Genomic DNA, 12,824 nt, shown 5'->3' with positions numbered 1-12,824 from the left:
TTTATCTACTTTAAGAAACTAACTGTTGGACTAGTTGTTCGAATTTCATACCTCTTGATGCTTTAAACAAGATAACTGTATCTTTTTTCATATAATTTTCTATTTCATTCAATAACATATCACGATTATCGAAATGCTCTGCCCTACCATTAAAATCACTCGGTAGTGCTTTAATAATATATTGACTATCTTGGCCAACTGTGAAAACTGCATCAATTTCTTGATTAATTACTTCGCCTACTTTACGGTGTTCACTTTCAGCAAATTGACCCAACTCAAAGATATCACCTAAAACCAATACTTTATAAGACTCCGAAAATCGTTTTATTACATCGATTGATGCACGCATTGAAGTAGCCGAAGCATTATATGCATCGTTAACAACTACTGCTCCAGACTTTGTGGCAATTTGCTCAAATCTCATGCCTGGAAGTGATAAATTCGCTAAAGAATGCGCCATTTTACTAGAATCAATCCTCAATAAATCACTAATTGCTAAAGCGTATGCCGTGTTTTTGGCTTGATGCATACCTAATAAAGGAATGGAAAATAATTGTTCGTTAATAGTAAATGTTGTTTCACTCTTTTTTTGAACTACGTCTTTTACTTCATAGTCTAACCCAGAATTAAAACCGCAAGTCACAATACGTTGTGATAAATCCACTTCAAGAAGTGGTTCATCCCCATCTACGATTAACACACCATCTTCACTCAAGCCTTTTACAATTTCAAGCTTAGCTTTAGCAATCCCTTCTCTACTACCCAAATGTTCAATATGAGATTCACCAATATTCGTTATTACAGCTATATTAGGCTTTGCAATTTCAGATAATCGTTCGATCTCACCAAAACCACTCATACCCATCTCTAAAACTAATACTTCTGTTTGAACTGGCATGCGAAGTATTGATAACGGAAGTCCGATTAAGTTATTTAAGTTTCCTTCTGTTTTAGTAACTTGATAAAACTCACTTAACGAAGAACCTATTAACTCTTTTGTAGTCGTCTTACCGTTAGATCCAGTCACTCCAATAACAGTTGGATTAATGTAATCACGATATTCTGTCGCAAGTTGTTGTAAGCCTTCTAAAGTGTCCTCAACAAAAAATAGCAGAAAATCATCTGGTAAGTCAGCGGGGATTTCTTCTTTTTCAGACCATAATGATGCTACAGCACCTTTATCAACTGCTTGCAAAAGAAAATCGTGCCCATTAAACCGTTCTCCAATTATAGGCACGAACAAACCATTAGTAACAACTTCTCTACTATCAGTGTAGATCGTATCAATATCTAATTGTTGATTTAAATTTCCTCGGTACTTCAGGAAAATTTTATGTAAAAAATCAATCGAAAATTTTTTCATACTATGACTCCTCTTAATTCACTCAGCCGATATATCAATATCGGCTGAAATAATGCTAGTTTTATGAATTAATGGCTCATACGTAATTGAACCATTTCACGAGCCACTTCGCGATCGTCGAAGTGGTGACGTTCTCCATTAACTTCTTGATAAGTCTCATGTCCCTTACCAGCGATTAATATAATGTCATCTTTTTCAGCAATCTGAACCGCACGTTCGATTGCTTCTCTTCTATTTTCAATTACAGTAAACACACCATCATCATCAGTTAAATGACGTGTCATATCAGCTAAAATAGCACTCGGTTCCTCAGATCTAGGGTTATCCGATGTGAAAATGACATGATCACTATACTTCATAGCAGCATCTGCCATTAATGGACGCTTTGTACGATCACGATCACCGCCACAACCAATAATTGTAATAACACGATGCTCTTTAAGCTCATCAATTGTTTGTAAAACATTTTCTAATGAATCAGGTGTGTGTGCATAATCAACAATGACTGAGAAATCTTGCTTCGAATCAACTAATTCAAAACGGCCCGGAACACCTTCCATTCCTTTAATAGCTTCACTAACTACTTCCAACGATATATTGTGTTGATAAGCTGTTCCAACGGCTGCTAATATATTATAAATATTAAATTTACCCGTTAACTTAGTTGAAATGTTTACCGGCCCACGCGGCGTCATAAGGTTAATCGTTAACCCACTAGGTGATATATTATAATCTTCTACATTAATTACAGCTGAATTATTTAAACTATAATTAACGACCGGTTGAGCCGTCGCATCCATCATTAGTTCAGCATAACGATCATCACGGTTTATAATTGCAGCCTTTTCTGTATTAGAATAAGTATTACCTAACTGTGCAAAAAGTAAAGATTTCGCATAAGCATAATCTTCCATCGTTGGGTGATAGTCTAAATGATCTTGTGATAAGTTTGTATAAACTGCTGTATCAAAGTCAATCCCAAACACTCTACCTTGTTTCAAAGCATGCGATGATACTTCCATAATGACTGTATCGACCCCTTCATCTAACATGAGCTTTAAATGCTTATGTAAAAATAAAGGGTCAGGTGTTGTGTTTTGTACAGGGTAACGCTGCTCTCCGATTTTCATATCAATGGTTCCAATAACTGCCGTTTTATGATTAGCCTTACTAAAAATGGCATCTAACAAATACGTTAACGTAGTTTTACCATTTGTACCTGTAATCCCAATCATACTTAGCTTTTGGCTTGGCTGTCCGTAAAATGTATCAGCCAGTTGCGCTAATGCTTGCTTCGTACTTGGTACTAAGATCACAGGGACGTTAGTTTTAACAGGTCTTTGGGCAACAATAGCTATCGCACCTTTTTCAACTGCATCATCAATAAATTGATGACCATCAAATGTAAGACCTTCTTTACATACGAACAACGACCCTTTACTTACTTGCCTTGAATCCATCTCAATAGACGTGATCTCTAAGTTTAATAGTTCATCTCTATCGTCTAATTTTATAACTTGAAGGTTATTAATTAAGTCTAATAACTTCATTTCACCACTACCTTTAAATTAATCTACATACATTATAACAAATTCTACACTAGTCTATAATAATTTATTTTAGAACATTGAATAAAAGTTATCTATATGGTAATTATTGTGTTTCTTCATCACCTAGAAATACACGAATAGTTGAACCAGATTCTACAACAGTTCCACTTGACGGAGCTTGAGAAATGACAACATCCCCTTCTCCTTCTACTTCGATCGTAATGTTAGCTAGGTATTGCTGAAGGTCATTTACTGTTTCACCGACTAAATTTGGAACTTCGACCGTCGGCATATCAGGCCATTGGAAATCTTTTTCAAGACCTCCTTCACGAGTGGGCACGTCTAGATGCCTTAAAGAATCGCCAATAATGCGACCGCCAATTGGACTAGCAACAACTCCACCAAATTGAAGGACATCTTTAGGATTATCTACAGCTACATAAACTAATAACTCAGGGTCATCAGCTGGCGCGAATCCTATGAATGAAACAATATGATCATTCTCTAAATAACGCCCATCTGGTCCAACCTTCTGAGCTGTCCCCGTCTTGCCACCTACACGATAGCCATGAACATATGCTCCTCGACCGGTTCCTTTTGCCACAACGTGCTCTAATGCTCGCTTTACTTCTTCAGACGTTTCAGTAGAAATAATTCGCTCTCTAAGATTAGGTTCACGTTCTTCTACCATTTCACCTGTTATAGGGTCTACAACACCTTTCACTACATACGGTTCGTAAAGGTAACCCCCATTTATGGCCGCTGCAACAGCAGTAACTTGTTGAATTGGTGTTACAGAAACACCTTGGCCGAATGCAGTCGTTGCCAATTCAACTGGTCCGACTTGCTCTTCATCAAATAATATACCGGTACTTTCGCCTTCTAGATCAATTCCAGTTTTTTCTCCAAATCCAAATTGATCAATATACGTAAACAACTTTTCTTCCCCAAGTTTTTGACCTAAGTTTACAAATCCAGGGTTACAAGAGTTTTGAACTACTTCTAAATATGTCTGACTTCCGTGTCCACCACTTTGCCAGCAACGTAGTCGAGCTCCACCTACCTCTACATGTCCATGATCATGAAAATCATCTTCATCTAAGTCGATTAAACCTTCTTGTAAAGCTGCCGATAAAGTTATTATTTTGAATGTTGAACCAGGTTCATAAGTACTGAAAACAGGCAGATTACGGTTATACACTTCAGGCTCAACAGATTGGTATTCATTCGGGTGAAAGTTAGGTCTAGTTGCCATTGACAAGATTTCACCACTTTTAGGATCCATCACCATTGCAAGTGCACCATCCGGGTTATACTCAGCAACTGCTTGGTCAAGTTCTCTTTCGACAATTGCTTGTATGTCTGCGTCGATTGTTAATGATAAATGATTTCCGTCTTTAGGCGGCGTATATCGGTTTGACATTTCTTCTAAACGATGGCCTTTTGCATCAGAGAAAAATGATAACGCCCCAGCTTCACCACTTAATATTTCATCATAACTAGCTTCTAAGCCCATTAATCCTTGGTTATCAATACCTGTGAACCCTAACACATGGGCTAGTTTTTCGTCATATGGGTAAAAACGCTTTGAATCTTCAGCTAAATATAGACCTGGCAAGTTTAACGTTCGAATAGCATCAACTTGTTCTTTGTTTAATTTTCTTCCTTCTGGATGAATCGCTTCAACAGACACAATATTAGTTAAATGTTCTCGCAGTTTTTCTTCGTCAATATCGATTATTCGGCTTAGTTGGTCTACAGCAAAATCAACATCTTCAATTTGGCGAGGTACGATTAACAAACTAGGTGCAACTTCATTTTCAACTAAAACTTCGCCATTTCTGTCTAAAATATTCCCTCTTTCAGGTTGGAAAGGAATATCTCGACTCCAAAGTTCTTCTGCTTTCGCTACTATTTCAGGACTTGAAATAAGTTGCACGTACGCTAACTTACCAAGCATGACTACAAAATAAAGTGCAATACATAAAAAAACAATGGCCAACCGCTTTCTCACAGTAACAACTGAAACACGTCTCATGTTCATTCTCCTTTTACAAGCTATGCTTGTATTAAACTTATGAGAAATTGCGGTATTTTAGACCATTGTCCATTTTAGTTAATTAACTTAAATCAAACCATTACTTATTCAAAGTAATCTTCTTCCTCTTCATCCTCTTCATCTTCCTCACTGTCATTTCGTTCTTCTGAGAGCTCGACGACTAAACGTCGGTCTTCACTAAAGGTATTTCCAGCTTCGATATTTTGATCAATCACTAACCCTGAACCAATATAGTCTAGGTCAATATTAGTCATTCGACTTAAAGCGATAACATCCCTTAAAGTCCACCCTGTTAAATCAGGCATCGTCATTTGATCATCCGTTCTTAATAGAACACGTTGATTCGTAAAGACTTGACTACCACTTGTTGGCCAAGTAGCTTCAACGGTATTTCCTTCACCTATTACGTCAACCGGGAATCCTAACTCAGTTAACTCACTTGTTACAGCATCCACACTTTGACCAGAATAATCATTGATTGTCGTTTCATCAGTATGTGTTATATTCTCTTGATCAGGTGATACGTCAAGGTAATGAAGACTGTTTTCCATGACGGTGCGGTAAATGTAAGATGTCGTTTCACTACCTTGATAACGGTAATCAACATCAGGTTGTTTTACAGCAACGAACATAAGTAGTTGCGGATCATCTTGCGGCGCCATCCCGACAAACGAGAAGTAATAATTTGGCCCACCTGACATATATAGCCCAGTCTCCGGATCAGGAATTGATGCCGTACCTGTCTTACCAAATGTCGTATATTGATCCAGTGCAAAGGCATTGGCTGTTCCTTCTTCTTCAGTTACTGTTTGGCCAAGTAAGTCTTTTACTTGCTCAACAGTATCTGGACTAATTGGATCACCAACTACTTCACGATCTTTTTGCTCAACTAGTTGACCATTGTTTGGGTCTTGTATGTTTGATAGTACATAAGGTTGAACAATTTCACCATCATTCGCTAAAGCAGTTGCCGCTTTCATAATTTGCATTGGGGTAAAGGTGGAACCTTGTCCGTAAGCCGTTGTAATTTGTTCCCAAGGGCCACCATAGGAAATCGTTCCAATTCTTTCACCTGTTAAGTCTACACCTGTCATCCGATCTAAATGAAAGTCTTCCAAGTATTCTAAGTAAGTTTCTGGCCCCATCTTATTCCAAAGCAGTTCAGCCATAGCAACGTTAGATGATCTTAGGATTCCTTCATCAAACGTTATTTCTCCCCAACCATCACGATCGTGGTCATTAATAGTACGGCTATGTTCATTTATCTGGAACTGTCCAGATTGGAAAGTTTCATTACCGTTATAAACACCTTCTTCAATCGCGGCTGCTAACGTAAAGATTTTCATTGTTGAACCTGGTTCAAACGGAGATGAAATCATATCATTGTACCAGTTTTCGATGTTGTCTCGGGTGTTAGGGTCAAACGCCGGCCTGTTTGACATTGCTAAAATTTCACCTGTGTTTGGATCCATAACTCCGGCCATAATTCGCTCAGGACTATAAGCATCTTCTACAGTCGTTAAAGCATCTTCTAAAAATGACTGTATTTTTTGATCAATTGTCAGATGAATATCAAAGCCATCTTCAGGTGACTGTACTGTTTCTTCTGCATTTCTTAACTGATGCCCATAACTATCTCTTTGATAATTAATAAAGCCATCTTTTCCAGTCAAATGCTCATCAAACTCTAATTCTATACCATATGCACCTCGAGCTTGAGTTTGCTCTTCATCATCAGTATATCCGGTATACCCAATGATTTGAGAGGCATATAAGCCGTTAGGGTAATAACGTTGTAGCGTCTGTTCAAAGTATATTCCAGGCAATTCTAATTCTTCAATCGCTTCATATTCAGCCTCAGACAACCCTTGCCCTAATGACCCAAATTCAATTTGGTAACGATCATTGTCTATACCATTTTGAATTCTGCTTTTTATACTTTCAACGTCCTCATCTAACACATTAGATAATTGTTGGGCGGTATGTTCTGCATCTTCTACGTGAAGAGGAACTGAAGAATTACCAGTGTATGTTTCATCTAAAATAGCATACATATTATAAACAGGTCGATTATCCGCTAACGCCATCCCAGAACGGTCATAAATTTTGCCGCGCTCAGCTTGGAGTGTCGTGTTCGTTTCTCGCATATTCTCTGCATAAGCAACTAAATCGACCGAATGCACTTCACCTGTTACTTGAATATACATAAATCGGCCGATAATCGTTAAGAAAAATATCGAAAAAATGAGGACGACAATTAACAGCATAATGCCATTTTGATTGACTTTACGCATTTAAATCACGCCTTAAGGAGTATTATTCGCTTGTCTTACTTCTGCATTTCTAATAGTTAATCCGTTCTCTTCAGCAATCGTCAATATACGGTTCGGATTACTTAATTCTTGTACTTCGGCATGAAGAGAATTGTTCTGTGCTTGTACATCTTGTACTTGTGTCTGTAATTGTTGAACATCTCGGTTAAGTGTATCTACAGATGAAGAGAAACTAACCACAATTACCGCAAGAACGGCAACTAATACAATCCCGAATGTATATAACACTTTCTCACCTTTTGTAAACCAAGGTTTTTTCACCGGTTGTTGTTGTGGTTGTGGTTGTTGATCTTGCCTACGTTGTGGTTGGACTGGCTGTTGGACTTGATAGGTCTTTACTTGTTCAAGCGCCATAATATTTATCTCCTTTCATCAAGTGCGTATTGTTCTTCCCATTCTTTCACTTTCTCTACGATTCTTAGTTTTGCTGATCGAGAACGTCTATTTTCGTCAACTTCTGCTTCAGACGGAACTATTGGCTTTCGAGTAACTTGTTTGAACGGTGGTTGCACCTGTTCTGGTAACAATGGAATATCTTTTGGTATTGGTGGTTCAGTACTCCACTTCTTCATCGCTTGTTTACAAATCCGGTCCTCTAAGGAGTGGAATGTAATGACCGCCAACCTTCCTCCGATCGCTAATTTTCTTGCTGATTGTTGAAGTGCATCTTGAAAAACATTCAACTCATCGTTTACAGCAATTCTAATAGCTTGAAAAATTCTCTTACCTGGGTGTCCACCTTTTCGTCTAGCAGCAGCTGGAATTGCTGCTTTAATAATGTCAACTAATTCTAAAGTTGTCTCAATAGGCTTTTCTTCTCGTTTCTTCTCAATCTGTCGAGCAACTTGTTTAGAAAACTTCTCTTCTCCGTATTTAAAGAAGATTCTTACTAAGTCTTCATAAGCCCACTCGTTAACGACATTATAAGCACTCAGAGGGCTCGTTTGATCCATACGCATATCTAATGGTGCGTCTTGGTGAAAACTGAATCCTCTTTCACCTTCATCCAACTGTGGAGATGAAACCCCTAAATCAAAAATGATTCCATCTACTTCTTCAACACCTAATTGGTTCAACTCTTCTTCTAAATTCACAAAGTTACTTTTTATATAATGAACTTGTTTTTCATAACCTTGCATGACTTCTTTGGCATACTCAATCGCTAAGTCATCTTGGTCAAAAGCGATCAGCTTGCCTGAATCTGTTAACTGTTCAACAATTTGCTTAGAGTGGCCAGCACCACCTAACGTACAATCGACATACGTGCCATCTTCTTTAATGTCTAACCCTTTAATTGCTTCGTTGTTTAAAACACTGTAATGTTCAAACATATTTGGCACCTCATTATGTTAAATATCAAAATCCATCAAGTTCTCCGCAATCTCACCAAAGGAATCCTCTGACTCTTCTACGTAAGTGTCCCATTGCTCTTTAGACCAAACTTCTACACGATTAGAAACACCAATGACGACACATTCTTTATCTAACGCTGCGTAATTGCGTAGAGGTGATGGTACATTTATTCTTCCTTGTTTATCAATTTCGCATTCAACCGCTCCTGAAAAGAAGAAACGTGTAAATGCACGGGCGTCTTTCTTTGTTAGTGGGAGTTGCTTCAACTTCTCTTCAAGCTGCTTCCACTCATCTAACGGGTATGCAAAGATACACTTGTCCAAACCTCTCGTAATCACGAATGTTTGCCCAAGATCTTCACGAAATTTGGCCGGTACAATTAAACGACCTTTCGTGTCTATATTATGTTGATACTCTCCCATGAACATAGACTTCGCCCACCTTTGAATAAATTTTACCACATCCCCCCACTTTCTACCACTTAATTTCCCAAAAAAATAAAAAAATACACGTCTAATTTTAAAATTAGACGTGTGAACCGCATCATATCAGTATTCTTATTCGTAAAACTAAAGTGGAGGATAGTGGTAATGAGGTGGTTACAATGTGATGAATTGGTGATCTTGTTCCCACCTAGGTGGTATTTCAGTTAACTGAATAGGTAAGTCTAGCCCATATTCATTCAACCAATACACAATGTTCCACATTCTTTCTTGTAACCCACCACTAGGATTATAAAATTCATTTAATTCATCAAATTGCTTAACCGTTTGTTCATGTTGCTTGTTTAACTCACTCATAATTCTTTTTTCGACATAATCAATTTCATCTTCAATTTGTTTTAAATTCGTCTTCGTTAATGCTTCAATATCAGAACTTACACCTTGTGCAATACTTTGTAGCGGTTGATGCACAACTTCGAGTTGCTTTTTAACTTCTTCTACTGTTTCCTTAACTGGATATTTACTTTGGCGTGTTAACCAATTCATTTTGAAATGATAAGAACCTTCATTAATTACTGATTCTTCATCCATTTGGTAATGTTCGATCAATGATTGATGATTACGTTTCATAAGTGTTAAAGAAAGCCTCGGCGTAACAATCGGTAACTTTAAGTTTAATGCTTTAAAAGCGCCTTTTAACGCAGCCCAATATGCTATCTCACCTGGACCTCCAACAAATGAAAGCACAGGGAAAACAAGCTCTTGCATCAGTGGTCTTGTAACAACGTTATTACTAAATAATTCAGGGTGTTCATCAACGAGCTGTTTTAGTTCACTCTCTGAAAAACTTACTTCCCCACCCTTTGATTGAAACTGACCTTCTTTTGTCACTTCTAACAACAAACGCTCACCTTCATAATGGTAAAATAAGTGAGCATCTGAAAGTGATGCATCTAAATTAACGTGATAATTATCGTCAGCCAACTCATTTAATTGCTTAGTGACTTGCGCTGCAAGATCGCGACGATTTTCAACCATTTGCAAGAAATATGGACGTTCTAACTTCCTTAAATTTGCATCATCAGCATCTACTAACACTAACCCTTCTAATGCAAATAATTGTTGAGTTAAGTAGGCAAAGAAATCAACATATGTTTCACTTTTAGCTACCGCATCTTGGACTAATTGATATACTGACTTCGTATGTTCAGTTTCTTGAAATGTTTCAAATACATCATCAATAAACTGTTGCGCCTCTTCTTGCGGCAATACCCGTTTAGAGATCGGGAGTTTATAATCAAATGGCTGTTGGTCGTTAACTCTAGTTTTATTAAGACGCTGATTACTGTAAGTAAATATATGATCTACCTCTAAAAAATCATGGTCTTCACCAGCCATCCAGAATACTGGGACCACCGGACAACCTAAATGTTCTCGTTGTTCCTTTGCTTGTATGATAATCGAAATAATTTTATGAATTGTATAAAGTGGACCTGTTAAAACACCTGTCTGCTGCCCACCAATAACTACTGTAGTTCGTTCATCTAACAACTCATCAATATGTCGTTCTACTTGTTCATTCATTCCCCACTGAGAGTTTTGTTCTTTTAAAACTTCAACGAGAGCTTCACGCTGATACTGTCCATCTATAATCAAGTTTTGTCTACTTTTATAACTTCTTAATTGAAACGGATCATATTCAAAATGTTTATATATAGACTCCTTACGATCGCGATAGTCGTTCATTAACTTAGATTGATGTTTTAGTTCGATTGGTTTAACTTCCATATGTAATACCTTCCTTTAACTTCTTTAACGTTTAATCAATATAATTGCAAAAAGATCGCAATAGGCACTAATAAAAAGTAAGCTACTGATAACATAACAAAACTTGCCCGCCAAACAAAACGAACAGCTCGCATTATATAAATTTCTTCACCTTTTCGCCACTGATATGTAATAATTAAAGCTAAAAACACGATATAAAATAGCATTAATTCCCACATAAGGAAAACATTAAATACATAGTCAACTAAACCAATAAATGCAATGACAAACAAAAAGCACGATAGATCTGCGGCCATTTTTGTAGAACGGGTTGCTTGGTTTGTCAATTTCTTTAGCACAATAAACAGTATAATAAATACAATGAAAGGAATCGTCGATAGTAATGCAATTATTGTCGCGATTATGTCCACTTCTTCACCCCTTTGACCTCTTCTTTTGCTTTAATCAATTGCGTCATCAAAAGATGTGTTGGTACTGACTGGTAACGGTCAGCTAAATAACCATTCATATAATCAATCTCAGTTTCCCTTCCGTTTTCTAGATCGATTAACATTGACGATTTATTCTCACTCGTTTTGTTACAAATGTTACGTACAAGCTCCCACATCTTTTCTACTTCTAACTGTAATGATTCTGAGGCTTCACGAGTAAGTTGTTTAGCTAGTTGCTCAATGCTGGAATATTTTAAGACCTCACCGTTTCGAATTTCATATAATCCTGTTAGCGGATTAATTACACTGTTAACAACTAACTTTTCGTTTAATACTTTTATTAAATGTTCATGTACAGTAATCGGGAACTTCGAAGCACTTACTTGATTGTACAACGAATCACTTGCACAACTGTTTAAACCGGTAACTTTAATTTGCCCTAAACCATTTAATTTGATTTGGTAATCCGTCGTTTTATTTACGCCATGCTCACAAACACCAACATATATACTATTATGCTTTAATTTTTCTAGTTTTTGTATATGTCCCATGCCATTTTGCAAGAATAAAATAGAACCGTGCAAATGAGCATTTGTATCAATAAGCTGTAATACAGGGTCAAGTTGAGTTTGTTTCGTACACACTACTAGAAGCTCATGAGTGTTAATCTGCTTTGTATATAGCACTTCTGGGTATACCGTCTGACCATCAACAAGTGATATACCAGACTGTTTTAATTGCTTTAACTGTTCCTCTCGTCTAACATAACAAGTAACATGATGACCATTAGATTCTAGTTGGTGCGCAACCAACATACCTACAGCACCCATGCCAATTACACCAATGTTCATAGTCTGACACCTACTTCATATAAACTGAATAGTACTTTTCAACCACAACGTATATTTTATCAGAAAGTTGACTTTTTACATGATAAATTTTATGGATTAATCATAATATCGTTTTCATGTTCTTTCTTTTATACTATAATAAACTACAGAAAACGTAAGGGGGAAGATTAAATGCCGACAAAAGTTGAACGTTTATTAATAAATTTCAAGACTTTAGAAGAATTTAAAAAGTTTAAAGCATACGGAATCCAAGAACTTTCAATGTTAGAGGACTTAGAACATAACATGATCGAAAACAATAGTGAATCGCCTTTCTATGGCATTTACTTTGGTGACGAACTTGTCGCTAGAATGAGCCTTTATCGAGTTGGTTCAAAATATGACTATTACTTCGAACCAAAGCAAGATTATATGCAACTATGGAAACTTGAAGTTTTAGAACATTATCGCCATAAAGGATTCGGAAAACAGTTAGTCGACTTTGCCAAAACTTTTAATTTACCTATTAAAACAAATGCGCGCATTAACTCTCATGATTTCTGGGAGAAACAAGGTTTTCAACCAGCAACTTACGAGATGGAACGTGACTTCGGTGAAAACCCTTATATTTGGATGCCAGAAGGTGTTCAAGAAAAGACGGAAAGCTAAAATCA

Annotated in this window: 11 protein-coding genes; 1 reads left to right on the top strand and 10 read right to left on the bottom strand. The window is 37.0% G+C overall.

Going from position 1 to position 12,824, the window contains the following annotated elements; genetic code table 11:
- Positions 1 to 10 precede the first annotated feature (10 nt).
- From AHA02nite_RS02960 to AHA02nite_RS02915, 10 genes are all read right to left on the bottom strand, one after another.
- On the bottom strand, positions 11 to 1,363 hold the full coding sequence (locus AHA02nite_RS02960) for a UDP-N-acetylmuramoyl-tripeptide--D-alanyl-D-alanine ligase (RefSeq protein ID WP_146814244.1): 1,353 nt from the start codon (positions 1,361 to 1,363) through the stop codon (positions 11 to 13).
- 68 nt (positions 1,364 to 1,431) lie between these two features.
- Positions 1,432 to 2,913: a UDP-N-acetylmuramoyl-L-alanyl-D-glutamate--2,6-diaminopimelate ligase gene (locus AHA02nite_RS02955; protein WP_146814242.1), complete on the bottom strand. Its 1,482-nt coding sequence runs from the start codon at positions 2,911 to 2,913 to the stop codon at positions 1,432 to 1,434.
- 103 nt (positions 2,914 to 3,016) lie between these two features.
- Positions 3,017 to 4,951, bottom strand: coding sequence for a stage V sporulation protein D (locus AHA02nite_RS02950; protein WP_146814240.1), 1,935 nt, complete (start codon positions 4,949 to 4,951; stop codon positions 3,017 to 3,019).
- A 104-nt stretch (positions 4,952 to 5,055) separates the two neighbouring features.
- Positions 5,056 to 7,266: a penicillin-binding protein gene (locus tag AHA02nite_RS02945; protein WP_146814238.1), complete on the bottom strand. Its 2,211-nt coding sequence runs from the start codon at positions 7,264 to 7,266 to the stop codon at positions 5,056 to 5,058.
- A 12-nt stretch (positions 7,267 to 7,278) separates the two neighbouring features.
- Entirely contained in the window at positions 7,279 to 7,659 is a 381-nt protein-coding gene (gene ftsL, locus AHA02nite_RS02940) for a cell division protein FtsL (protein ID WP_146814236.1), read from the bottom strand.
- Positions 7,660 to 7,664: 5 nt separating this feature from the next.
- Positions 7,665 to 8,636, bottom strand: a complete 972-nt coding sequence (gene rsmH / locus AHA02nite_RS02935; protein ID WP_146814234.1) for a 16S rRNA (cytosine(1402)-N(4))-methyltransferase RsmH — start codon at positions 8,634 to 8,636, stop codon at positions 7,665 to 7,667.
- Positions 8,637 to 8,654: 18 nt separating this feature from the next.
- Positions 8,655 to 9,086, bottom strand: a complete 432-nt coding sequence (gene mraZ, locus AHA02nite_RS02930) for a division/cell wall cluster transcriptional repressor MraZ (RefSeq protein WP_146814232.1) — start codon at positions 9,084 to 9,086, stop codon at positions 8,655 to 8,657.
- Between the two features lie 171 nt (positions 9,087 to 9,257).
- Complete coding sequence (gene bshC / locus AHA02nite_RS02925; RefSeq protein WP_146814230.1) at positions 9,258 to 10,889, bottom strand: bacillithiol biosynthesis cysteine-adding enzyme BshC; 1,632 nt, start codon at positions 10,887 to 10,889, stop codon at positions 9,258 to 9,260.
- A 35-nt stretch (positions 10,890 to 10,924) separates the two neighbouring features.
- Entirely contained in the window at positions 10,925 to 11,299 is a 375-nt protein-coding gene (locus tag AHA02nite_RS02920) for a DUF3397 domain-containing protein (RefSeq protein WP_146814228.1), read from the bottom strand.
- Positions 11,290 to 12,171, bottom strand: a complete 882-nt coding sequence (locus AHA02nite_RS02915) for a 2-dehydropantoate 2-reductase (protein ID WP_146814226.1) — start codon at positions 12,169 to 12,171, stop codon at positions 11,290 to 11,292. Before AHA02nite_RS02915 ends, AHA02nite_RS02920 begins: the two co-directional genes overlap by 10 nt.
- Before the next feature lie 171 nt (positions 12,172 to 12,342).
- Between AHA02nite_RS02915 and AHA02nite_RS02910 the strand changes: the two genes are divergently transcribed.
- Entirely contained in the window at positions 12,343 to 12,819 is a 477-nt protein-coding gene (locus AHA02nite_RS02910) for an N-acetyltransferase (protein WP_146814224.1), read from the top strand.
- The last annotated feature ends 5 nt before the right edge of the window (positions 12,820 to 12,824 follow it).

Source organism: Alkalibacillus haloalkaliphilus (assembly GCF_007991275.1).
Taxonomy (GTDB): Bacteria; Bacillota; Bacilli; order Bacillales; family Alkalibacillaceae; genus Alkalibacillus; species Alkalibacillus haloalkaliphilus.
Note: the sequence above shows the minus strand (reverse complement) of the source record. Positions and strands in the feature narration are given on the sequence as shown.

What these genes read in the sequence shown, in the direction of transcription:
- AHA02nite_RS02960 (WP_146814244.1), bottom strand. Translation starts at nt 1,363, where the DNA reads ATGAAAAAATTTTCGATTGATTTTTTACATAAAATTTTCCTGAAGTAC.
- AHA02nite_RS02955 (WP_146814242.1), bottom strand. Translation starts at nt 2,913, where the DNA reads ATGAAGTTATTAGACTTAATTAATAACCTTCAAGTTATAAAATTAGAC.
- AHA02nite_RS02950 (WP_146814240.1), bottom strand. Translation starts at nt 4,951, where the DNA reads ATGAGACGTGTTTCAGTTGTTACTGTGAGAAAGCGGTTGGCCATTGTT.
- AHA02nite_RS02945 (WP_146814238.1), bottom strand. Translation starts at nt 7,266, where the DNA reads ATGCGTAAAGTCAATCAAAATGGCATTATGCTGTTAATTGTCGTCCTC.
- ftsL (WP_146814236.1), bottom strand. Translation starts at nt 7,659, where the DNA reads ATGGCGCTTGAACAAGTAAAGACCTATCAAGTCCAACAGCCAGTCCAA.
- rsmH (WP_146814234.1), bottom strand. Translation starts at nt 8,636, where the DNA reads ATGTTTGAACATTACAGTGTTTTAAACAACGAAGCAATTAAAGGGTTA.
- mraZ (WP_146814232.1), bottom strand. Translation starts at nt 9,086, where the DNA reads ATGTTCATGGGAGAGTATCAACATAATATAGACACGAAAGGTCGTTTA.
- bshC (WP_146814230.1), bottom strand. Translation starts at nt 10,889, where the DNA reads ATGGAAGTTAAACCAATCGAACTAAAACATCAATCTAAGTTAATGAAC.
- AHA02nite_RS02915 (WP_146814226.1), bottom strand. Translation starts at nt 12,171, where the DNA reads ATGAACATTGGTGTAATTGGCATGGGTGCTGTAGGTATGTTGGTTGCG.
- AHA02nite_RS02910 (WP_146814224.1), top strand. Translation starts at nt 12,343, where the DNA reads ATGCCGACAAAAGTTGAACGTTTATTAATAAATTTCAAGACTTTAGAA.